The 24236-nt window shown below is 65.8% G+C and carries 14 protein-coding genes and 4 pseudogenes; 17 read left to right on the plus strand and 1 reads right to left on the minus strand.

Features of this window, described 5'->3' with window-relative positions:
* Positions 1 to 271 precede the first annotated feature (271 nt).
* From IF78_RS44450 to IF78_RS0140105, 10 genes and pseudogenes are all read left to right on the plus strand, one after another.
* Positions 272 to 1016, plus strand: a pseudogene (locus tag IF78_RS44450) (ABC transporter permease).
* Between the two features lie 40 nt (positions 1017 to 1056).
* On the plus strand, positions 1057 to 2811 hold the full coding sequence (locus IF78_RS0140060) for an ABC transporter substrate-binding protein (protein ID WP_234439970.1): 1755 nt from the start codon (positions 1057 to 1059) through the stop codon (positions 2809 to 2811).
* 73 nt (positions 2812 to 2884) lie between these two features.
* Positions 2885 to 3083 (plus strand): annotated as a pseudogene (locus IF78_RS47075) (ABC transporter permease); the annotation flags it as partial.
* Positions 3084 to 3441: 358 nt separating this feature from the next.
* On the plus strand, positions 3442 to 6345 hold the full coding sequence (locus IF78_RS0140070) for an ATP-binding protein (RefSeq protein ID WP_037642464.1): 2904 nt from the start codon (positions 3442 to 3444) through the stop codon (positions 6343 to 6345).
* Positions 6346 to 6554: 209 nt separating this feature from the next.
* Positions 6555 to 6749: pseudogene (locus tag IF78_RS47080) on the plus strand (hypothetical protein); the annotation flags it as partial.
* A 31-nt stretch (positions 6750 to 6780) separates the two neighbouring features.
* Positions 6781 to 7853, plus strand: a protein-coding gene (locus IF78_RS51020) for an IS630 family transposase (RefSeq protein ID WP_425314643.1) whose coding sequence is annotated in 2 segments (ribosomal slippage) — positions 6781 to 7224 and positions 7227 to 7853 — 1071 coding nt in all. Because the reading frame shifts where the segments join, the coding sequence is not laid out codon by codon here.
* Between the two features lie 1629 nt (positions 7854 to 9482).
* Positions 9483 to 10763 carry a sugar ABC transporter substrate-binding protein gene (locus tag IF78_RS0140090; protein ID WP_063762237.1) on the plus strand — a complete coding sequence of 427 codons (1281 nt, stop codon included), beginning with the start codon at positions 9483 to 9485 and terminating at the stop codon, positions 10761 to 10763.
* Positions 10760 to 11701, plus strand: a complete 942-nt coding sequence (locus IF78_RS0140095; protein ID WP_031487504.1) for a carbohydrate ABC transporter permease — start codon at positions 10760 to 10762, stop codon at positions 11699 to 11701. Before IF78_RS0140090 ends, IF78_RS0140095 begins: the two co-directional genes overlap by 4 nt.
* On the plus strand, positions 11698 to 12558 hold the full coding sequence (locus IF78_RS0140100; protein ID WP_031487505.1) for a carbohydrate ABC transporter permease: 861 nt from the start codon (positions 11698 to 11700) through the stop codon (positions 12556 to 12558). The genes IF78_RS0140095 and IF78_RS0140100 overlap by 4 nt, the downstream gene beginning before the upstream one ends.
* A 236-nt stretch (positions 12559 to 12794) precedes the next feature.
* Complete coding sequence (locus IF78_RS0140105; RefSeq protein WP_234439972.1) at positions 12795 to 15266, plus strand: carbohydrate-binding protein; 2472 nt, start codon at positions 12795 to 12797, stop codon at positions 15264 to 15266.
* A 52-nt stretch (positions 15267 to 15318) separates the two neighbouring features.
* Here IF78_RS0140105 and IF78_RS51025 read toward each other — a convergent pair.
* Positions 15319 to 15450: pseudogene (locus IF78_RS51025) on the minus strand (IS701 family transposase); the annotation flags it as partial.
* A gap of 167 nt (positions 15451 to 15617) precedes the next feature.
* Between IF78_RS51025 and IF78_RS0140110 the strand changes: the two are divergent.
* The 7 genes from IF78_RS0140110 (at position 15618) to IF78_RS0140140 (ending at position 24174) form a co-directional block, all read left to right on the plus strand.
* A complete protein-coding gene (locus tag IF78_RS0140110) occupies positions 15618 to 16697 on the plus strand; it encodes a LacI family DNA-binding transcriptional regulator (protein ID WP_051828589.1) in 1080 nt (359 codons plus the stop codon).
* Between the two features lie 256 nt (positions 16698 to 16953).
* On the plus strand, positions 16954 to 17991 hold the full coding sequence (locus IF78_RS50555) for a response regulator transcription factor (RefSeq protein ID WP_031487508.1): 1038 nt from the start codon (positions 16954 to 16956) through the stop codon (positions 17989 to 17991).
* A 479-nt stretch (positions 17992 to 18470) separates the two neighbouring features.
* Positions 18471 to 19466, plus strand: coding sequence for an ABC transporter permease (locus IF78_RS0140120; protein WP_031487509.1), 996 nt, complete (start codon positions 18471 to 18473; stop codon positions 19464 to 19466).
* A gap of 40 nt (positions 19467 to 19506) precedes the next feature.
* Positions 19507 to 20769: an ABC transporter substrate-binding protein gene (locus tag IF78_RS0140125; protein WP_051828590.1), complete on the plus strand. Its 1263-nt coding sequence runs from the start codon at positions 19507 to 19509 to the stop codon at positions 20767 to 20769.
* A 74-nt stretch (positions 20770 to 20843) separates the two neighbouring features.
* A complete protein-coding gene (locus IF78_RS0140130; protein ID WP_031487512.1) occupies positions 20844 to 21854 on the plus strand; it encodes an ABC transporter permease in 1011 nt (336 codons plus the stop codon).
* Positions 21851 to 22951 carry an ABC transporter ATP-binding protein gene (locus tag IF78_RS0140135; RefSeq protein ID WP_078662777.1) on the plus strand — a complete coding sequence of 367 codons (1101 nt, stop codon included), beginning with the start codon at positions 21851 to 21853 and terminating at the stop codon, positions 22949 to 22951. Before IF78_RS0140130 ends, IF78_RS0140135 begins: the two co-directional genes overlap by 4 nt.
* Positions 22952 to 22974: 23 nt before the next feature.
* Positions 22975 to 24174 carry an ABC transporter ATP-binding protein gene (locus tag IF78_RS0140140; protein ID WP_078662778.1) on the plus strand — a complete coding sequence of 400 codons (1200 nt, stop codon included), beginning with the start codon at positions 22975 to 22977 and terminating at the stop codon, positions 24172 to 24174.
* Positions 24175 to 24236 lie beyond the last annotated feature (62 nt).

Raw genomic sequence — 24236 nt, forward strand, 5'->3', positions numbered from 1 at the left:
GCCCCGCACACCGGCCCCGCCCGCCACTTCGCATCCATGCGCTGAGATGGTCGCGATGGCGGCGAAGGCGTCAGGCCGTGGCCCGGCAGTGCCACTACCAACGGCGACGTCATTCGTTGCAGGGGCGGTCCGGCAAGACCGCCCCTGACATGCCAGCAGCCAACTACACTCCCGACGATCCCTCTGACCAGGCCAGATAGCGAAACGCTGCTGGAGTACTAGTACTGGCGCCGGATCCGTGGATACGCCGCCGGGAAGGGGGTGTCCCGCCATGACGGCTCCCGTCCAGGAAACGGGTTCAGTCGCCGATGCGCAATCCGAGGCGATGCTGTCCGGACTGGGTGCACGGATCGAGGGGTATCCCCTGCGTCAAATCGCCTGGATGCGGTTCAAACGCGACAAGATCGCCGTCGCTAGCGGCATCGTCGTCGTTTCCCTCACACTGCCCATCGAGGGCTCCTGGTGCGGGGGCTGGATCGACTCCGTGATCAGTCGCCTGATGGACATCTTCCTGGCCTTCCCTCTCCTGCTCTTCGCGATCGCGCTGTCCGCCTCGCTGCAGGGCGGAGCATTCAGGCTACACGGACTGACCTTGCACATCAGTGTCCTGATCTTCGTCATCGGCTTCTTCAGTTCGCCTTAATTGGGCCGGATCATCCGACGCCCGACACTCTCGCTGCGCGAGAGAAGTTCATCGATGCCGCTCGTGCACCCGGCGCCGGGGGCCACACATCCTCTGCAACGAGCTTCTGCCGAACCTGGTCGCACCGATCACCGTGTACTCGACCCTGCTCATCCCGACCAACATCTTGTTCGAGCCCGGCCTGAGCTTCCTGGGCGTTGCCGTCCAGTCACCACAGGCCTCCTGGGGAGGCATGCCGAATCAGCCCGTGAGATTGTTTGAAATGAACCCGATGTTCATGACCCTCCCGGGGTTGGCGATCTTCATCACGGTCCTGGCATTCAACCTTCTCGGCGACGGTCTCCGAGACGCCCCGGACCCGCGGAGACTCTGATTACACGCACCGTTCTCGTCTCGAACGAGGGGAGCTCAGCGTGAAGAGATCACGCATCACTGGCGCCATCGCTGCAGCGGCAGCCTTGGCGCTCGCTGCGCCCGCTTGCACCTCCACAACCGAGAAGGAAACATCCGCGCCTGCGTACAACGCCGGGAACAGCAAGGTGGTCAACCCCTCCAGCCAGACCGGCGGGACAGTGACATACCAGCTCTCCAACACGCCGGACTCGATGGACCCGGGGAACATGTACTACGTGTACATGTGGAACTTTTCCCGCCTGTATGCCCGGTCGTTGACCACGTTCCAGCCGGCACCGGGACAGGATGGCCTGAAACTCGTGCCGGACCTCGCCACTGGTCTCGGCAAGACCAGTGACGGCGGCAAGACCTGGACGTACCACATCCGGTCCGGCTTGAAGTTTTCCGACGGGACGCCGATCACCACGAAGGACGTCAAGTGCGCCATCGAGAGGAGCAACTTCGCGCCCGACGTGCTCTCCAACGGGCCCACGTACTTCAAGACGTATCTGGTTGACAACACCCCGACGTATCAGGGGCCCTACAAGGACAAGGCAGGCGACCTGAAGTCCATCGAGACGCCGAACGACACCACCATCGTCTTCCACCTCAACCAGAAATTCGCAGACTTCGACTACCTGGTCAGCAGCCCGCAAACGGCTCCGGTACCCAAGGCCAAGGACACCGGCGCGGACTATGTGAAGAACGTGGTCTCCTCCGGTTCGTACAAATTCGAGAGCTACCAAGACGGCAAGGGCGCCACGCTGGTAAAGAACCCGCACTGGGACGCGGCCTCCGACCCGATCCGCAAGCAACTTCCCGACAAGATCGTGGCACAGTTCAACATCGCCCAGACCACGATCGACAACAACCTCATCGCCGGAAACGCAACGCTGGACCTCTCGAGCGGGGGCATAACAGCGGCCACCCAGGCCTCCGTCCTGGGTGACCCGGACCAGAAGGCCCACATCGACAACTCACAATCGGGAGCCCTCACCTACGTGGCGATCTCTACCGCCGTGCCGCCGTTCAACAACATCCACTGCCGCCGCGCGGTGGAGTACGCCGTCGACAAGGTATCTGTACAGACCGCGACCGGAGGGGACGTCCACGGTGACATCGCCTCGACCATTCTGCCGCCCCACATCAAGGGGTACACGAAGTTCAACCTCTACCCCACCCCGGGCAACAGAGGCGCGAACTCGCCCGAGGGCCTCGCGGCCGCCAAGGAGCAGCTCAAAGAGTGCGGCCGTCCGAACGGCTTCTCCACCAACATCTCGGCGCGATCCGACGACCCCAATGAGATCGCCATCGCTCAAGCGGTCCAGGCGTCGCTGAAGAAAGTCGGGATCAACATCAGCATCCAGCAGTACCCGTCGGGTACCTACTTCACCAGCCACGCCGGCGCACCCGACTTCGTCCACTCGCGCGGCCTCGGCCTGATTATGCAGTCGTGGCTCGCTGACTGGCCCACTGGCTACGGCTTCCTCGACCAGATCCTCAACGGCAAGACCATCAAGGCATCCGGCAACAGCAACCTGTCCGAGCTGAACGACCCACGCATCAACGACATGCTGACCGCGGCCATCAGCAACACCGACGAAGCGGCGCGCACGAAGGCATGGGGTGATATCGACAAGGCCGCGATGGAGCAGGCGGCCATAGTGCCGCTGTTCTACCGCAAGGACCTGCTCTATCGGCCGGACAACGCCACCAACGTGTTCGTCAGCGGGGCGTACGGCATCTACGACTACCTGAACGTCGGCACCAAGTAGCACGTAAGGAGGTGAAGGGCCAGGCTCCCACCGGGCCGCCTCTCTGCCCGGCCTTGGACCACGCCGTCCAGCCGTGGCCGCGTACATCATCCAGCGCATAGCAGGGGCGGTGATTCTGCTGTTCGCCGTCGCGGCGATCACCTTCGCCATCTTCTTCCTGGTGCCGCGACTCGCAGGCGTGACGACCACCCAGCTGGCCGCCCAGTACGTCGGGCGCGACCAGCCCGGAAGCACTTGAGGCGGTCGAGAAGAACCTGGGCCTGGACCAGCCGCATGCCAAGCGCACGATGCTCGGCACCTCCGACTCCCGCCATCCAGCCGAGCTCCCGGGATCGTACGTCGGGACGTGGCGGGTCTGTCCAGCTGACCGTACAGACCCCCCGACCGCGATGGGCCCCGCTGGCCCCGCGACCCTCACCCCTGCGCCGCGGCGGCCAAGACGACGGGGCACGTGTCGCTCATCGTGCTCACCACCACCTGACGCCGACGCGTCGCTGATCGGGCCGAGTCGCTTTGTCCGGCTTCGTTGTCGTTGCGGGAGGGGATTAGCCTGGGTGGCGGAACCACGTTGCAGGGTGGTGACGTGGCAGCCGATGCCGCGTGGCCGCCGTTTGGGACACCGGGTGTGCCATGGCAGTAGATCTCGACCCCACACCCCCCGCCGGAGGCGGCAGAGGCTTCGCCTTCGTGGGACGCCGACGGGAGGCTCAGTCGCTGCTGAGCGCCCTGGGACACCCCCCTGCCGTGGTGATGATCGAAGGCGAGGCGGGGGTCGGCAAGACCCGCCTGGTCCGCGAGGTGACCGCAGATCTGGTGTCCCGCGGCGGCCGGGTCCTGATGGGGTGCTGTCACCCGCTGCGTGAGCCCTTTCCCTACGGACCGGTCATCGACGCCCTGCGCCAGGCAGGGCCATGGCTCCCGCCGGCCGTCAAGACCTCTCCGGAGGCCGGCGCCCTGGCCCCCCTCCTTCCGGAACTCGCCGACCGCCTGCCCCCCGCGCCCCGCGTCGAACACGACCCCGGAGCCGAGCGCTACCAGCTGACGCGCGCAGTCCACGCAGTCTTGAAGAGCTGCGGTGCAGTGACCATGGTCATCGAGGACCTCCACTGGGTAGACGAGGCCACCCGCGAACTCCTCCTCCTCCTGGCCTACGAGCTGCCCCCAGACCTGGGCCTGGTCCTCACCTACCGGCGTGAAGATCTCTCTGCGGACAGCCCGGTGCTGGGCACCGCGTACCGCCGACCACCGGGTACCAGCGGCGTGGACATTCACCTGGACCCGCTGACCGAGGCCGATATCCATACCCTGGCCGCCGCCGCCTTGGGACCGCGCGCCACCCACACCCTCGGCCGCACCCTCTACGAACGCAGCGCGGGCCTCCCCCTGATTGTCGAGGAGGACCTGATCACCCTCACCGAACAAGGACACCACGGTCACCTATCCGCAGCAGTGCGGGACCCCGCTGCCGAGCTCGGGCAGACAGCAGTCCCCCGCGGACTGCGGGAAGCAATCAGGACGCGAGTACGGAGCATGTCCCGGCGGGCGCTGGCGGTAAGCGAGGCGGCGGCGGTCCTCGCCGTACCGGCCGAGGAACCCCTGCTGACACACGTGGCCGGTCTCGAACCGGAGGAGGAGGGACCGGAGGCACTGGTCGAAGCTCTCGAGGCGGCGGTGCTGCGGGAGACCAGGCCGATGCTGTACGGCTTTCGTCACGCCCTGGACCAGCAAGCCGTCTACGAGGTCATCCCCGGCCCCCGCCGCCGGCGCCTCCACGAGCGCGCCGTCACGGCCCTACGCGACCTGCCAAACCCACCACTGGTGCAGATCGCCCACCACACCCGCGCCATAGGCGACCGGCAAGCATGGCTTACCCAGGCAGAAGCAGCCGCCGCCCAAGCCCTCACCCTGGGCGACCAGGGCACCGCCGCCACCCTCCTCTACGCCCTCCTCGCCGAACCCCACCTGCCAGGCGATCTGCGCACCCGCGCCGCCCTCGCCCTTAGCCGCACCGCCGTCTACAGCGTCGACTCCACCGCCTCGGTCGCCCTCCTGCGACGGATCATCACCGACCCCCAGCTACCCACCGTCACCCGCGGCGAAATCCGCGTAGGCCTCGGCTTGATTCTCATGACGCAGGCCCGCGATCCGTCAGGCATACGGGAACTCGACAACGCCGTGAACGAAATGGCAGGGCAACGGCCAGGAGCGGCCTCCCGTGCCATGGGAGAGGTGGCCCATTTCATCATCACTTTCGGGGGGTCCGCCGCGGATGCCTTGTCCTGGATGGAACGCGCCGAGCGCACTGTCCAAGAAAGTGACGATGCGGAGGCGCGGGCGGCCGTGCACACCGACAAGATCACCGTAACGGCACAACTTGGGGACCCCAGGGTGTGGGAGCTGGTCGACCGCCTCCCCCGAGACCACCAAGACGACCGGGTCCTCAGGCAGATCGCCCGAGCGCTGTACAACGCCGCCGACGCCGCACTCGACCTCGGCCACGACGAGCGGGTAGGCCCCCTGCTCGACGAATGTCAGGACATCATCCGCCGCGTGGGCGAACCGCAGCTGGACAGCCTGTGCCGCATACTGCGACAGGAGCTCACCTGGCACGCCGGCGCCTGGGAAGACCTGGAGGGCGTCTACGCATCCCTGGCCGCTGAGTACCCGAACCACCGAGACCTCGAGACCGAGGGAATACTGGTGGTGGCGGGACTGGCCGAAGCCCGTGGACAGTGGCAACAGGCCATGGACATGTACACCAGCGCAAGAGAGAACGCAGGCCGATACGCCAGATGCTCCTGCGACGCGGCGGCAGGTGTCGGCCGGCTGGAACTGGTCCAGGGCAAGCCCGAAGCAGCCTGGGCGGCAACCACCCCGGCCATCGATATTCTGCGGCGCAATAGTGCATGGCATATCTCGCCCGCCGTGGTTCCGGTGGCGGTACAGGCCGCTCTCGCGATCGGCCAGCATGAGATTGCTGCGCAGCTGACCACCGAGCTCGACCACGGCACCGAAGGCCGCGACGCACCCGCTGCCACCGCCTACCTCCACCTCTGCCGCGGACTCCTCACCCACCACACCGACCCCGGCAAAGCCCGCGAGCACTTCCTGCGCGCCAGCGCAACCTTCCAAGCCATCGGCCGCCCGTACCCCACAGCCCAAGCGGCCGAATACGCCGCGCGCCGCCTCGTCCCCACCAACCCCCACCAAGCAGCCGAAGAACTCACTGCCCTCACCAACGCCTACACGCGCCTCGGCGCCACCACCGACGCCGCTCGCTGCCACCACACCCTCCGCGACCTCGGACTAGCCCGACCCACCCCCCGCGGACGCCGCGGCTACGGCCAACAACTCTCCCCCCGCGAACAACAAGTCGCCCAACTCCTCGCCACCGGAGCCAGCAACAAAGACATCGCCCAAGCCCTCTTCCTCTCCCCCCGGACCGCCGAACACCACGTCGCCCGCGTCCTGAAGAAACTCAACGTCACCGACCGCAACGACATCCCCCAAGCACTCAACGCACAAATACCGTGAGCGGGCCGGAGCGACGAAGGCCTGCGCCGGTCGAAGCTCCCCTGGCCGGGGCCCACGCCGTCCAGCCGTTGCCTCGTACATCATCCGACGCGTAGCAGCGGCGGTGATCCTGCTCTTCGCCGTCGCGGCGATCACCTTCGCCATCTGTACGCCCGGCTCACCAGAGCAGGAATGCTCGAGACCATGGGAGAGGATTAGATCCGCACCGCCTCACGGAGACCGCCTTCTCATTGCCTGGTATCGGTCAGTACGCAGTGCAGGCGATCACGGCCAACGACCTGCCGAAGATCATGGCCGTGACCATGCTGGGCGGCTTCTTCATCGTCATCGCCAACCTGATCGTGGACGTGCCATCCCGGGCAACCCGCCTACTGAGCTTGAACTCGGGTTGTCGTAGCTGCTGACAGGGGTTGATCCTCGCGGTACGCCGTTGTCATGAGGTATGCGCAGGGCGGCGGTCTGTCGGACGAGCGCAGGCAGTTCCGCGAGGGGATCCGCATGATGGCTGCTGAGCGGTTCGCCGCTGGTGAGCCGAGCTCGGCGATCGCGAAGGAGTTACGGGTCAGCGTCCGGTCCATCCAGCGATGGCGTCGGTTGTGGGACAGAGGCGGCCCGCGGGCGCTTCGGTCGGCGGGATCTGCTTCCCTGCCCCGGCTGAGCGAGGCCCAGTTCGCCCAGCTGGAGGCGGAGTTGGCGAAGGGACCGGTCGCGCACGGCTGGCCGGACCAGCGGTGGACTCTGTCGAGGGTCAAGACCGTGATCGGCCGCCGCTTCCACAAGAGCTACACCCTGCAAGGGGTTCGCAAGCTGCTCCTGCGGCACGGATTCTCCTGCCAGGTGCCGGCCAGACGTGCTGTCGAACGCGACGAGGCCCAGGTCAACGGCTGGGTGAAGGAGACCTGGCCGCAGGTGGAAACCTCGCGGCGGCGCTCGACGCCTGGATCGTCTTCGAGGACGAGTCCGGCTTCTCGATGACGCCGCCCATCGCCCGCACCTGGGCCCGCCGCGGGCAGACACCCGTAATCCGGGTCCGCGGCCGCTCCCGCCGCCGCATCTCGATCGCCGCCCTGGCCTGCTACAAAAGCGGCGAACGGTCGAGGCTGATCTACCGGCCGCGCTGCGACGACGGCCGCCGAGACGGACGCAAGAGCTTCGCCTGGACCGACTACCGCGACCTGCTGATCGTCGCCCATGCCCAGCTCGGCGGGCCGATCGTGCTCGTCTGGGACAACTTGAACGTCCATCTCGCGTACGGGATGCGGCAGTTCATCGCCCGGCAGGACTGGCTGACCGTCTACCACCTGCCCTCTTACTCGCCCGATCTCAATCCGGTCGAGGGCGTCTGGTCGCTGCTGCGGCGAGGCTGGCTGTCCAATACTGCGTTCACCACACCCGAGCACCTCATCCAGACCATCCGGCACGGCATGAGAAAGATCCAGTACCGTCCCCACCTGATCGACGGATGCCTCGCCGGGACCGGACTGTCCCTCACCCCAACGACTTCATGAGTTCAAGCTCAGTAACCTGATCGGGTTCTTCCAAGGCAGTGCGTTCCACCCCTGCTGCCCATTCGCCGACCGCAACGACGACAAGTCCCAGGAGACGCCATGGCCCGCAGAAGGGTATTCACACTCGAACTCCAACACGCCCTGAAATGAGGAGCCCGGATCATCGAGTCCTACCGCGGCGAACCCGTCGAACCGAAGCCGCGGACGACGAGGGATCCGATGCCATGGATCGACGGCTCCCGGCGGCCGCCCCAACGGGCCGGGGCATGCAGTTGCTCCATGAACTGTCGCACCGCTGTGGTATCCGCCCAGCGCGCCAGGGCAAGACAGTCCGGCTCTAGCTGGACCCGCTGAGCAGGCTCAAGCACCCGGCACCTGCCTCACCGACGCCTCCGGATACGAGGCAAGGCCGCCGGGTCGTGCGCCTCACTTGTCACCCGTTTCTCAGTCAGACTGCGGCGCAGCTAAGCCCTACAGGTGGCACCACGCGTGCAGCCGAAGGGGCGAACGATCGATCCGTCATACAGCGAATTGCGTGTTCGGGGTTGCGTCGCCGATGTATCCGATACCTAATTTGATAAGGATCCACGGTCAGGCTAATGCAGTCTCCATAATCCGTTGTGCCTCAGGACGGTTCTCCATCTCGTCCTGGCCTCAGCCTGCCCCCCTGAACGACTCGTGTTGCCTCTGCCGTTGGGGAAGCGACGGGAAGCGGGGGGCTTCGCGCGATCAAGCCGAGGTGAAGAAATGTCTTTGACACCAGGAGACATTCCAGACAAGCGATTCAGACCGTGCGCCTGCGCCGCGGCTGTGAGGGGAACAAGGTCAACGCCTCCCTCGAAGAGGTCGAAGCCGAGATGACCCGAATACACCGGGAGGAACGAGTCCCAGCGAGCAGGACTCACTGCGGCAACCATGACGCCGTCACCAGACTCGGCAGAACCAGCACGCTGGCCAGGATCCGGCTCTCACCCGCACTCCGGACTGACTGCGCGGTCCAGCCAGGCCTCAGAGAGCCAGAATGGAGAACGCCCGGCTGCTCCGGCCCAGGGGGCGACGCCCCATTGCTGAGAAGGCCGTCTCCGAGGCCGACAGGCTCATCGCCGATGCCGCCACACGCGCTCAGGGAATGGAATGCAACGCCCGCGCCAGGGCCGACGCCGTGGTAGGCAGTCCTCGGGAAAAACGCGTTCAACCGTGCGTGCAGAGCCAGGTCTCCATCATCTTCGCCCTTCGCTGCGAGCAGCCGCACCAAGTCGTGGTCCACGATCGGGCACCGGCTGAGTACGACGTTGCCGATGTCGACCGTCGAGTCTCCGAGTCGTTCCTGCCACGTTCACGTTCCGGAATGACTCTCCGACGTTGGCACGCTGATCGGGCATGGATGATCAAGCGGCCGCCCAGGCTCTTCGCTTGATCATGGACCGCTACCCAGAAAATCCCGCTGCGCGGATGCCTCGCTCGTTCATATACATGACTCATGTTCATTCTCTTGTCACGGCCGTGATCCGTGCGTAGAGTCCGGTCACCTCACTTACCCGTACCAAGTGGACGGAGCCTCCCGTGTTGATCCATCTCCGCAAGCCAAGAGGGGGGCGGCGCGCCGCCGCTCTCGCCGCCGCTGTTGCCATGGCCGCTGCCGCTGGGTGCTCCTCGGCCAGTTCGGCCAAGCAGGACGAGTCCAAGCCGCTGGAGGTCTGGATCCGGCAGGACGCCGGAAGTCCCGCCGCGGAGTCGGCGGAGGCACTCACCAAGGCCTTCACCAAGAAGACTGGCATCAAGGCGAAGCTGGTCGCCGTCGGTGTGACGGACTTCGAGACCAAGCTGCAGCAGCGCACCGCACAGAAGAATCTGCCGGACATCGTCATCAACGACACCGGCCAGCTGGGCAACCTGGTGACCCAGGGGCTGGTCCGCGAGGTCGACCGCAAGGGTGTGGTCGGGGGCAACGAGATCGTCGACCGCGCCTGGGAGGCCGCGCAGGGCTTCGACGGCAAGTACTACGCCGTGCCTTTCAACTCGCAGGCCTTCGCGCTGCTGGTGCGCAAGGACTGGCGGGCGAAGGTGGGCGCGGAGATACCCAAGACCTGGAATGACCTCACCAAGCTGGCGGTGAAGTTCACCAAGGACGATCCGGATGGCAACGGCAAGGACGACACCGCAGGCATGGTGATACCGGGAACCACTACCCGCGGCTATCTGACCTGGTGGTTCTCCACCATGCTGTGGTCCGAGGGCGGCGACTTCGTCACGAAGAAGGGTGACGGCTATGTCCCCGCGATCAATGAGCCGGCGTCAGTCAAGGCTGTCAAGAAGCTGCAGGGGATGTTCTGTGACTCCAAGGTCGTCCAGCCGGGCGCCAGCACCGCCGACTCGGCCACCACGCACACCGTCTTCGAGAGCGGCAAGGGCGGCATCTATCTGACCGGCCCGTATATGCTCCCGCGCTTCGACGCCTCGCTCGGCAAGGACAAGTACGAGGTCATCGCCGCCCCGCCGGGCGCCGGTGGCCGGGCCGCGCTGGCGGAGGGCGAGAACGTCTATCTGATGGCCGGCTCGGCCAATGAGAAGAGTCAGCAGAAGTTCGCTGAGTTCGCCGCCTCCCCGGCCGGCCAGAAGATCGGTCTCGGGGTGGACAACGGCGGCATCATCGTCCGGCTGCCCGTCAATATCAAGGTCGACGGAACCGCCGAGCGGCGGGACCCCCGCTGGGAGGTCTTCCAGAAGGTATACGACAACGCCGGGCGCAATGCACCAAACCTGCCTAACTGGTCCAACTTCCGGCAGATCTCGTCCGAGGGCTTCAACGGCGTCGTCTCCGACTGCTCGCGCGATGTGGACCAGGCGATGGATGAGCTGGCGGACGAGTTCGACGCCGAGCTCAAGAAGCAGGGAGCCAAGGCCGAATGACGATCACCGAGGCGCGGACGTCACCCGTTCGGGACACCCGACGTCCGCGCCGCACGGACCCGCCGCTGAAGATGCGGTTGCGCGGGGCCGCGACGCCGTGGCTCTTCCTGGCCCCGGCCCTGCTGCTCTTCCTCTACTTCAAGATCATTCCGATGGCCCAGGCCGTGGGGATGAGCTTCGAAGAGGTCCGGCCGTTCCTGGGCAACACCTATGTCGGCGGCGCGAACTACTCCGAGATCGCCGGCAGTCCCGACTTCGGGGCGGCGGTGTGGCACACGGTGCTGCTGGCCGTAGCGCAGACCGCGGGGTCGATTGTGCTCGGGCTGGCGCTGGCCCTGCTGCTGGAGGGGCAGACCCGAGGGCTGTGGTTCGTCCGGTCGGCGATCTTCCTGCCGGTGGTGACGGCCATGGCCGTGGTCGCCGAGGTGTGGCGGGTCATGTACTACCCGGCCGCGGACGGGGCGCTGAATTCGGTGCTCTCCGTCCTCGGCATGGGGCCCAGCGAGTTCCTCAACTCACCGGACAGCTCGCTGGCGTCCATCGCCTTCGTGGGAATCTGGCGGGGCGCCCCGTACGACATGATGATCTTCCTGGCGGGGTTGGCGGGTGTGGACCGGGCGCTGTACGAGGCGTCGGCTGTCGACGGCGCCTCGCGCTTCCGCCGAATCTGGTATGTCACCCTGCCCGGGCTGCGGCCGGTGTTCGCGATTCTGCTGACCCTCGCGGCAATCCGAGGCCTACGAGTCTTCACCGAGGTCTTCCTCCTCACCAACGGCGGGCCGGACGGCTCGACCGAGGTGCTGTTGACCCTCACCTACAAGCTCGGCCTGGAGCGCAACGAACTGGGTGTGGCGGCGGCCGGAACCGTACTTCTGTTCGCGATGCTACTGGTGCTGACCGTCGCGGCGCGGCTGCGCCGAAAGGAGGCCCGACGATGAGAAACGAGACCGCACTCGGCCTGCAGGAAGCGCGCGGGCCATGGGCCCGGGTGCTGCGGTTCATCCTGTACACGGGCCTCTTTGTGATCTTCGCGGGGCCGCTGCTGGCGCTGATGATCGGCGCCTTCACGCCGACGGTGAACCCGACGCAGTTCACGCTGGTCCCCGACCGCTTGTCACTGGAGAACCTGGAACGGGCGATCGACCGCAATGTCCTGCACTATCTCCTCAACTCCTTCGTCGTGGTGGGCGCAGGCCTGGTCCTGCAGGTCTTGGTCAGCGTCCTGGCCGGCTACGCCCTGGCCCGCAAGCGGTTCCGGGGCTCGGCCGTTGTGCTGGTGGTCATCCTGATGACGATGATGCTGCCGGAGGAGGTGCTGGCCGTGCCGCTGTCGGTGCTGTTGGCGGATCTGCCGGTGCTGCACATCAATCTGGTCGGCTCCCTGGTCGGCATGATCGTGCCGGTGGCGGGGTGGGGTTTCTCGATCCTGGTGATGACCGAGTTCATGAAGGAGATCCCCAAGGAGCTGGAGGAGTCGGCGAAGCTGGACGGCGCGGGCGAGTTCCGCGTCTTCTGGCAGGTCGTGCTGCCACTCTGCCGCCCGGCCCTCGGCGTGATCGGCATCTTCGGCTTCGTAATGATCTGGGACCAGTACATGCTGCCGCTACTGGTCGCCACGGACCCCGACCAGTACACCCTGCCGCTGGCACTGCGCACCCTGCGCTCGGACGACCAGGTAGGCATCGGGGTACTGCTGGTGGGCGCGTTCCTGGCGATGCTGCCATCCGTACTCGCCTTCCTGGCACTGCAACGCTCATTCATCCGCGGACTGCAGTCCGGGGCTATCAAGGGATGACGGAAGCCACATCCTTGATCTCCGCGTCATCGCCCCCCACGGCAACGCCATGGAAAGGAACAGCAAGATGATGACCGCCCTCTTCTTCGACGCGTCCGCCGGGACTGTCCCAGCGTTCTGGCGTCCTCCCCGTCGGATATATATCGGTTTCTGTAGATAAGAGACATGCGATGACGAATTGCCCTAGTCGCAGGGTGGTGCTGGGCGGATTGGCAGGAGGGGTGCTGGCGTCAGTCGTGGGTAGCTCCCTGGCCCAGGTATCAGCTGCCGTTTCGACCTACAGGGCGCCGAACCTGCGTACGTGGATAGGTCTCAACGGTGGTTGGAAGTTCACCAAGAGCGACGTCAGCGGTGCGGAAGCTAAGGGCTTCAACGACTCTGAGTGGACATCGATCAACATCCCCCACACGTGGAACGCCGACGACGGCGCGGATGGTGGCAACAATTACTACCGTGGTGTCGGCTGGTACCGGCGGAAGTACACGCCGCCCTCCAGTCTGGACGGAAAGATGCTGTTCCTGCAGTTCGCCGGCGTGAATCAGGTAGCCGACGTCTGGGTCAACGGCACCCATCTCGGCCAGCACAAGGGTGGATATTCCCGGTTCCGGTTCGACGCCACCGGAACGCTTAACCCAGGCCAGGAAAATGTGATTGCCGTCAAGGTGTCCAACGCCAAGGATCCCGACGTCGCGCCGCTGAGCGCGGACTACACCTTCGACGGCGGCATCTACCGCAACGTCAGCCTCTGGGCTGTCGACAAACTCGCGGTGCGGATGCTCGACTACGCCGGGCCCGGCGTCTATCTGAAGCAGAGTAACGTGACCGCCGCATCGGCGACCGTCACAGTGACGACAAAGCTGTGGAACAACAACAGCACCGACAGAAATGTCTACGTCCGCACCGTCATCACCAAAGCCGACGGGACCATCGTCAAAGACGAGAAGAGCACCGAGAAGAAAATCACTGCCGCCAGCGGCTCACAGGTCACGCAGACCATCACCATCACCAATCCGAGCCTATGGAACGGCCTGGCAGATCCGTACCTCTACAACGCGAACGTCGAGATCCACGACGTGGTCCACAACCCAAGCGGAGACACGGACACGGTCACAGACGTGGTGACCGAACGGCTCGGACTGCGCAGCATCGCCGTGGACCCCGACAACGGCTTCTACCTCAACGGCAAACAACTGAGCCTGCACGGCGTCAACCTGCACCAGGACCGAGCCGTCAAGGCATGGGCGGTCAACGACGCTGACCATACAGAGGACTTCGACCTCATCAAGGAGATTGGGGCCAACGCCATACGAATGGCGCACTACCAGCACGACCAGAAGGACTACAACCTCGCCGACGAACGCGGCCTGGTCGTGTGGGCGGAGATCCCGCTGATCGACAAGGTCACCAATTCGGCCGCCTTCACCGACAGCACTAAGGACCAGCTGCGCGAGCTGATCCGGCAGAACTACAACCATCCTTCGATCGCCTTCTGGGGCATCGGCAACGAGCAGGGAAGCGACGACGACGCGACGAACAACCTGCTCGACGCTCTGGCGGCAGTTGTCACATCCGAGGACCCGGACCGGATCTCCACGTACGCCTCACATCTCGGCGACGCGGCACGTGTCGGGCTGCACACGCAGACATGCGGGTTCAACAAGTACTACGGCTGGTACTACGGTTCCAAGGACAGCGACCTCGGCGACTGGGCCGACAAACTGCACACGGACATCAATGCGCCCCGCAAGGTCGCCGTATCGGAATACGGAGTCGGCGCCAACACCACCCAGCACTACCTCAACCCGCCCAAGCCGACCCCGGGCGGCCAATGGCACCCGGAGGAGTACCAGTCGTTGTTCCACGAAGCGGCCTGGAAGCAACTCACCGACCGACCGTACATATGGGGCAGCTTCGTCTGGAGCATGTTCGACTTCGCTTCCGACGGCCGAAACGAGGGAGACCAGCCCGGAATCAACGACAAGGGGCTCGTCACCCGTGACCGTGCGACCCGCAAGGACGCGTTCTACTGGTTCAAGGCGAACTGGGCATCCACGCCGACCCTCTACATCACGAGCCGACGCTGGACCCACCGCACCGTCGCCTCCACCGAGATCAAGGTGTACTCGAACGCCTCCACCGTCACGGCCACCCTCAACGGAGATTCGCTGGGCGACCCCAGCAGCAGCGCCGACCGCATCTTCAAGTGGCCCGTGACGCTCCAGCCAGGTGACAACATCGTTACCGTCAAGGCCACGATCGACGGCACGACCCAGACCGACACCGTCACCTGGACTCTCGACGACCGCAGCGCATCCTCCAAGATCCAGGCCGAGGACTTCGACGAACAGTCCGGCACCAAGCTTTACAACGCCACCGATACTGGCAGCGGGCTCTACGCGGGCTCGATCAGCCCCGGTGACTCGCTGGCCTACTACAACGTGGACTTCGGTGCCACCTCGCCGTCGACGGTGACGACCAGGATCGCCTCCGGCGCCACCGCCACCGGCACGATCCAGTACCGGCTGGACAGCCCGACCGGAACGATCATCGCCAGCGTCCCAGTCAGCAACACCGGAGGCTGGCAGACCTGGACCACCAAGTCGGCCACCCTGTCAGAACAAGCCACCGGCAAACACAAGCTCTACCTGACCTGCACCGGAACCGGAGGAGACTTTGTCAACATCAACTGGTTCCAATTCCAGAGCTAGCCACTTAAGCGCTGGCTTCGAAACAGCCGATGTTGCCGCCCCCGCCCAGCCGGGCGCGGCAACGTCGCGCCAGCCGGTCGCACCAAGACTCAGGTAGATACAGCTCCCGGTTAATCAGCGCGTGCCCGCAGTCGCCGGCGTCTGCGGAGAACACCGCCAGCTGGCAGGTCTCCACCCGCCGAGCGTACCGGAGCCCCGTTCGCCGAAGGGGTTGAGGCTGCCGAGCCAGCCGCGAAGGGAGGTTCGAGATGTTCTGTCCAAGCGACATGATCCAGAGCCCCGGGCGCCGTTGGGGCGGGACGGCGGTCGACGGCACGGGCCACCACGTCCGGACCCCAGCCGGGCTGCGCCATGCATGACCTGCCGGAACCAGAAGGAATAGCGTCGCCGGGGCGGCAGCCCACCATCTACGACGTCGCGGCGGAGGCCGGCGTCGCGCCGTCCACCGTGTCCCGGGCCTTCTCGCGTCCTGGTCGGGTCAACTCCCAGACGGCCCAACGCATCCTCGCGGCGGCCGAGCGCCTCGGATACCGCGCCAACCCGCCGACTCGCCCACCGTTGCCTCAGCGCAGCAGGATGATCGCCGTCGTCGTAGCGGACATCGCCAACCCCTGCTACTCCCCGATCATCCGGGGTGCCGAGGAGGCAGCGGACAGCGCCGGGTACACCGTCGTCCTGTCGGATACCCGGGAGTCGGGACGACGCGAGCGGGAAGCCCTGGAGCGCGTCGTGCCAGCGGTCGACGGCATCGTCGTCTCCGGCTCGCGGGTGTCGGACTCCGCACTGCGGATGACGGCCAAGCAGAAACCGATGGTCATGCTCAACCGTTCCGTGGCCGGCTTGCCCAGCGTGGTGATCGACAACGGGCAGGGAGCCCGGAGCGCGATCGAGCATCTCAGGGCTCTAGGACATGACGCGCTCATCTATGTCGCCGGACCGGAGGAATCCTGGGCCGACGGCATTCGCTGGCGGGCGCTTGTCGAGGCGGCCCAGGAGCTGTGCCTCAAGGTGCGCCGCGTCGGGCCCTTCCGGCCGACGGTGGATGGCGGTATCGAGGCCGCCGATGTGGTGGCCACCTTGCCCGCTTCGGCAGTCGTCGCCTACAACGACCTGCTCGCAATCGGAGTCATCAGCGGCCTCGCGCGCAAGCGGGTGCGGGTTCCCCACGACATCAGCGTGGTCGGGTTCGACAACATCCAGCTCTCGCGTCTCCTCACCCCTGGATTGACGACCGTCGTCGCTCCGTTGCACGACATGGGCGCCATCGCCGTGCGCACTCTCGTGCGATGCATCGCCGGTGCCGACTTCGGCCAACGACCACCGCTCATCGTCCCCACGCGCCTTGTGGTGCGCGCCACCACCGCCCCCCGGAGCCGTAAGCGAGCCTTACCGACTCCGGAGGAGCACGAGTGCCACCGGCCTCCGCTGTAAGGCGGCGCGGAGCGCAAGCAACGGCAGGTCGGGAGAGGCCTGACACCGTGCGGAACGCGATCACGCAGCGGGTCGGACGAACGGTGTCCGCCGGACCCGCCGCATGCGCCTCATCCCATGAACAAGGCTGTAGACCGGCTAGACGATGAGGACTTGAGCGTCCATCCCTCTTCTTCGGAGGGAATCCCCGTGTTCAGGCGGGGAGGGAATCCGATCCTGAGCATTGCGACGCGGAGCGTCGCAGCATCGCTTCGTAGTGCTCTGCCAGCGGGTGGGCCCCCTGCTCGACGAATGCCGGGACATCGCCCGCCGCGCGGGCGAGCCCGGGCTGGACAGCTGGTGCCGCATCATGCGACAGGAACTCGCCTGGCACGCCGGCGACTGGGAAAACCTGGAGGCAACCTATGTGTCCCTGGCCGCGGAGTATCCCGACTACAGCTTCCTCGAGACCGAGCGATCGCTGGTCCTGGCGGGACTCGCCGAAGCCCGCGGGCAGTGGAATCAGGCCCGGGACATGTATACGGCCGTACAGAGAGCGAGCGACTACGGCCCATGCGTGTGCAAAGCGGCGGCGGGTATGGGTCGGGTTGAGCTGGCCCAGGGCAACCCCCAGGCAGCCTGGGCAGCCACCACCCCAGCCATCGACATCCTCCGCGGAAACAGCACCTGGTACCGAGCCCCAGCCGTGATCCCCGTCGCCGTGGAAGCCGCACTGGCCACCAACCGGCCCGAGCAAGCCACCCAACTCACCACCGAACTCCAGCACAGCACCGAAAGCCGCGACACACCCGCCGCCACCACCCACCTCCACCTCTGCCACGCACTACTAACCACCGCCACCGACCCCACCACAGCCCGCGAACACTTCCACCACGCCCGCGCCGCCTTCCAAGCCATCGGCCGCCCCTACCCCACCACCCAAGCCGCCGAACACGCCGCCCGCACCCTCATCCCCACCAACCCCAACCAAGCCGCCCAAGAACTCACCCACACCGCCGACACCTACACCCACCTCGGCGCCACCCACGACGCCGCCCGCTGCCACCACACCCTCCGCGACCTCGGACTCCCCCACCCCACCCCCCGCGGACGCCGCGTCTACGGCCAACAACTCTCCCCCCGCGAACAACAAGTCGCCCAACTCCTCGCCACCGGCGCCACCAACAAAGACATCGCCCGAGCCCTCTACCTCTCCCCCCGCACCGCCGAACACCACGTCGCCCGCGTCCTGAAAAGACTCGGCATCACCAACCGCAACGCCGCCCACCACGCACTCACCGAACACCCGCGATGAACGGGCCGCGTGCCTGACACCCTCCGGACTGCGGAATACCTCGCCGCTATCCATTCGACGTCGGGGAAATGGAGACTCATCAACGCGCAATGCGGAGATACGCCTGGGGCTTCGGGCTGCGTGAACCTGGATATACCGGAGGTCGCCGCCCGACTTGCCTATTCTCAGCGCACAATTAAGCAGGTGCGTCTCGACGCCAAAGCCGCTTCCACCTTCGAAATCGACCCCACTCCGTCGCCTACGCCCTCCGCAATGGATTCATCTGAGCATTCCGGTTCCGGCGATTGATTCCCGTTCAACCAAGCTGACATTACACAAGAGTCTCGCTGTGGATGTCAGGCCCGCCGACCTCGGTCGTCGGATGGTTTGCGTACTGGATATGACGGACGTCTCCGACGAGGCTAAAATTACGAATAACGCTTCGCCCAATACTGGCGTCCGGATCCGTCGGATCCACCGCTGGGAAGGGGGTGTGCGCCATGACGGCTCCCGTCCAGGTAACGGGTTCGGCCGCCGAGGCTCAACCCGAGGCGATGCTGTCCGGGATGGGTACGCGGATCCAGGGCCGCTCCCTGCGACAGATCGCCTGGATGCGGTTCAAACGCGACAAGGTTGCCGTCGCCAGCGGGATCGTCGTCGTCTGCCTCACACTAGTAGCCGCCTTCGCCAGGGTGATCCAATCCGTCTTCGGGCTCGATCCCAACGCATTCCACCAGGACCTGGTTGACCCGGTCCTGCTCAAGCCCAAGGGGGCATTCGGCGGGATCAGCTGGGAGCATCCGCTCGGGGTCGAGCCCCAGCTCGGGCGGGACGTGCTCGCCCGGATCATCGAGGGGTCCTGGGTCTCGTTGGCCGTCGCCTTCGGCGCGACTGTGCTGTCCGTCGTCATCGGCACCGTGCTGGGTGTGATCGCCGGTTACTACGGAGGCTGGATCGACTCGGTGATCAGTCGCCTGATGGACGTCTTCCTGGCCTTCCCACTCCTGCTCTTCGCGATCGCCCTGTCCGCCTCGTTGCAAGGCGGGGCGTTCGGACTGCACGGGCTCACCCCGCACATCGGTGTCCTGATCTTCGTGATCGGCTTCTTCAGCTGGCCCTATATCGGCCGGATCGTCCGTGGCCAGACGCTTTCACTACGCGAGCGGGAGTTCATCGATGCGGCCCGCAGCCTCGGCGCCCGGGGTCCTTACATCCTCTTCAAGGAACTGCTGCCGAATCTGGTCGCGCCGATCATTGTCTACTCGACCCTGCTCATCCCGACCAACATCCTGTTCGAGGCTGGTCTGAGCTTCCTCGGGGTAGGCGTCCAGCCACCACAGGCCTCCTGGGGCGGCATGCTCAACCAGGCCATCACCTTCTATCAGGTCGACCCGATGTTCATGATCGTTCCGGGGGCGGCGATCTTCATCACCGTCCTGGCGTTCAATATGCTCGGCGACGGCCTCCGGGACGCCCTGGATCCGCGGAGCCACTGATGGCGAGTACCCGTCCGGTCTCGAGTGAGGGGAGTTCAGTGTGACGCGGTCGCAGCGATACCAGGGGCCCTACAAGGACAGGACCGGTGACCTGAAGTCCATCGAGACACCAGATGACACCACCATCATCTTCCGCCTCAACCAGAAATTCGCAGACTTCGACTACCTGGTCAGCAGCCCGCAAACGGCACCGGTTCCGAAGGCCAAGGACACCGGGGCGGAGTACGTGAAGAACGTGATCTCTTCCGGTTCATACAAGTTCGAGAGCTACCAGGACGGCAAGGGGGCCACGCTGGTAAAGAACCCTCAGTGGAAGGCGGCCTCCGACCCGATCCGCAAACAGCTTCCGGACAAGATCGTAGTGCAGTTCAACGTCGCCCAGACCACGATCGACAAAAATCTCATCGCCGGGAACGCAACCCTGGACCTCGCGGGTGCGGGCATCACAGCGGCCAGCCAGGCGTCCGTCCTGGGCAACCAGGACCGGAAGGCCCACGTCGACAACTCACAGAGCGGCGCCCTCAGCTATGCGGCCATCTCCACCGCCGTGCCGCCGTTCAACCCCATCCACTGCCGGCGAGCGGTGCAGTACGCCATCAACAAGGTTTCCGTACAGACCGCGACCGGAGGCCCCGTCCACGGTGACATCGCCTCGACCATTCTGCCGCCGTACGTCGACGGCTACACGAAGTACAACCTCTACCCGACCCCAGGAGACAGGGGCGCAAACTCGCCTGAAGGCCTCGCAGCCGCAGAGGAACAGCTCGAACAATGCGGTCGGCCGAACGGCTTCTCGACCAACATCGCAGCCCGATCCGATGACCCCAACGAGGTCGCGATCGCGCAGGCCGAACAGGCGTCACTGAAGAAGGTCGGGGTCAACATCAGCATCCAGCAGTACCCCTCCGGCAAATACTTCACCAGCAATGCCGGCGCCCCCGACTTCGTCCACTCGCACGGCCTCGGTCTGATGATGATGGTCTGGACCGCCGACTGGCCGACCGGCTACGGCTTCCTCGACCAGGTCATCAACGGCAAGAGCATCAAGGCATCGGGCAATTCGAACCTGTCCGAACTCAACGACCCGCGCATCAACCGGATGCTGACTGCGGCCATCAGCAACATCGACAACGCCGCGCGCACCAAGGCATGGGGCAACATCGACAAAGCCGCGATGGAGCAGGCGCCCCTGGTGCCCCTGTTGTACCGCAAGGACCTGCTGTACCGCCCGGACAGCGCCACCAACGTGTTCGTGACCCCGGCGTACGGCATGTACGACTACCTGAACGTCGGCACCGAGTAGCCCCCGGAGGAGGTGAAGGGCCAGACTCCCGCGCCGGGCCCATGGCGGCCCGGCGAGGGCCACGCCGTCCAGCCGTGACCGCGTACATCATCCGGCGCGTGGTGGGGGCGGTGTTTCTGCTGTTCGCCGTCACAGCGATCACCTTCGCCATCTTCTTCCTCGTGCCGCGACTCGCAGGAGAGACCAGCACACAGCTGGCTGCCCAGTACGTCGGCCGAGACCCCAGCCCGGAGGCGCTGGCGGCGGTCGAGAAGAACCTCGGCTTCGACCTGCCGCTGTACCAGCAGTACTGGCAGTTCGTCCAAGGCATCTTCGCCGGCCGTACCTTCCAGTACGGTCCGGACCCCTCCTACTGCCAGGCTCCCTGTTTCGGCTACTCGTTCAAGACCCACCTCCCGGTATGGCCGGAGATCGCCGAGCGCATCCCGGTCACGTTGTCGCTCGCCGCGGGTGCAGCCGTCATCTGGGTGGTCGTCGGCGTGGCGATCGGTGTGCTGTCAGCCCTCAAGCGCGGCTCGCTCTTCGACCGGCTGTCGATGGGTGTCGCGCTGGCCGGCGTCTCGCTGCCGATCTTCTTCACCGCGCTGATCTCGCTCGCGCTCTTCAGCTACAAGTGGCCGATCTTCGAGAACCTGCGCTATGTCCCCCTCACCGAGGACCCTGTGCTCTGGGCGAAGAACCTGGTGCTGCCCTGGGTCACTCTCGCCTTCCTCTACTCGGCGCTGTACGCCCGGCTCACCAGAGCAGGCATGCTGGAGACCATGGGCGAGGACTACATCCGCACCGCACGGGCGAAGGGCCTGACCGAGCGGCGTGTGGTCGTCCGGCACGGCCTGCGCGCCGCGCTCACTCCCCTCGTCACCATCTTCGGACTGGACCTCGGGCTCCTCCTCGGGGGCGCAGTCCTCACCGAGACGGCCTTCTCACTGCCCGGGGTCGGTCAGTACGCCGTGCAGGCGATCACGGACAACGACCTACCGAAGATCATGGCCGTGACCACGCTGGGCGGCTTCTTCATCGTCGTAGCCAACCTGATCGTGGACGTTCTCTATGTCGCCCTCGACCCACGGGTGAGGTACTCATGAGGCGGAAGTCCCACAAGCGGCAACCGCCGGTGGCCTCCGTCAACAGCACGGAGACCAGAAGCAGGCCGGAGCCCGCAAGCTTCCTCGACGTACGCGAGCTGCGCATCCATTTCGACACCGACGACGGTCTCCTCCGGGCCGTCGACGGCGTCTCCTTCGAACTGGAGCAGGGCCGCACCCTGGGCATCGTGGGTGAGTCAGGCTCAGGAAAGACCGTGACGTCGCTCGGGATCATGGGCCTGCACCGCTCCCGCCGCGCCCGGATATCCGGCGAGATCTGGCTGGACGGCGAGGAACTCCTCTCGGCCGCCCCTGAGCGGATACGGCAGTTGCGCGGACAGAAGATGGCGATGGTCTTCCAGGACCCGATGTCCGCGTTGCACCCCTTCTACACGGTCGGCGCCCAGATCACCGAGGCCTACCAGGCCCACCACCCCAAGACGGACCGCAGAACCGCACGGGATAGGGCGGTCGAGATGCTGAACAGAGTCGGCATCCCACGGGCCGACCAGCGCGTGGACGACTACCCACACCAGTTCTCCGGTGGTATGCGCCAGCGTGCCCTCATCGCGATGGCGCTGATCAACGACCCGTCATTGCTCATCGCGGACGAACCGACGACCGCTCTGGACGTCACCGTCCAGGCACAGATCCTGGACCTCATCCGGGACCTGCAGCAGGAGTTCGGCTCCGCGGTCATCCTCATCACCCACGATCTGGGGGTGGTGGCCGAGCTCGCTCACGACATCCTGGTGATGTACGCCGGCAAGTGCGTGGAGAAGGGCCCGGCCACGAAGCTGTTCACGGCGCCCGAGCACCCCTACACCTGGGGCCTTCTCGGTTCCATGCCGCGGGTGGACCGCGCGCCACAGGAGCGGCTGCTCTCGATCCCCGGCAACCCGCCGAGTCTGATCAGGCTCCCTCAAGGTTGCGCGTTCCACCCCCGCTGCCCGTTCGCCGACCGCAACGGCGAGAAGTCCTTCACCGAGGTGCCCGAGCTCACCGGCGCATCGGACCCCGGTCACCAGGTGGCCTGCCATCTGCCGCCAGAGGAACGACGCCGGATCTTCGCCCATGACGTGGCGCCGCGGCTCTGAGACCAGACCAAGGATGTGGATGCATGGAGATCACGGAGCGTGAGCCGCTGCTCAAGGTCACCGGGCTGGTCAAGCACTTCCCCATCACGCAAGGCCTGCTCCGGCGCCAGGTGGGGACGGTGCGGGCGGTGGACGGCATCGATTTCACAGTGCTGCCCGGGGAGACTCTCGGCATTGTGGGTGAGTCCGGTTGCGGCAAGTCCACCACCGTACGGCTGATCGTGCGGCTGCTTGAGCCGACCGGGGGAAGGATTGAGTTCGAAGGACGGGACATCACCCACCTGTCCCGCGGAGCGATGCGGCCGCTGCGCAAAGACATCCAGCCGATCTTCCAGGACCCGTACTCCTCGCTCAACCCGCGGCATACCGTCGGCACCATCGTCGGCGCCCCCTTCCGGCTGCAGAAGGTAGAGACTGAGCACGGCGTGAAGGATGCCGTTCAGGAACTGCTCGAACTGTGCGGGCTCAGCCCCGAGCACTACAACCGCTACCCCCACGAGTTCTCCGGCGGCCAGCGGCAGCGCATCGGCGTGGCCAGGGCCCTCGCTCTACAGCCGAAGATGATCGTCGCGGACGAGCCGGTCTCGGCGCTGGACGTGTCCATCCAGGCACAGGTGATCAACCTGCTCGACGATCTGCAGAAGGAGCTCGGCCTCACCTATGTGATCGTCGCCCACGACCTGTCGGTGATCCGGCACGTGTCGGACAAGGTGGCAGTGATGTACCTGGGCAAGGTCGTCGAGATCGGCGGCCGCGACTCCCTCTACGCAGGCCCTATGCACCCCTACACGGTGGCCCTGATGTCCGCCATCCCCGTTCCGGATCCTCGCCGCCGAGTGAAACGTGAGCGGATCGTGCTCACCGGCGAGGTCCCCTCGCCGGCGAACCCGCCGCCCGCCTGCCGCTTCCACACCCGCTGCTGGAAGGCTCAGAAGATCTGCCGCCAGCTGGAGCCGCCGCTGCGCGAGCTGAAGCCGGGACACTTCGTCGCCTGCCACTTCCCGGAGAATCTCCCCGCATCCGCCGAAGCCGACAGTGGCGCGGCCGACCGAGGCCCCGGCGCCCGATTGAGGGAGGAGGGTGGCGGAGCTCGCGGCGGATGGGCGCCCCCTCACCCCGGCTGGTGTCGGACTCCTCGGGCGGGCAGGGACGAAGGGGCGGCATTGATCACGAGAGCCGGTCGCAGCCGACACGCACTTTGTCACCGTTTGGTCTGGAATTAGCCTGGGTGCCGGAGCCAGGTTGCGGGATGGTGACGCGGCAATCCCGTGCCCCGTGGCTTTGC

Origin of the sequence: Streptomyces bicolor, from assembly GCF_000719285.1 — a bacterium.
Classification (GTDB): domain Bacteria; phylum Actinomycetota; class Actinomycetes; order Streptomycetales; family Streptomycetaceae; genus Streptomyces; species Streptomyces bicolor.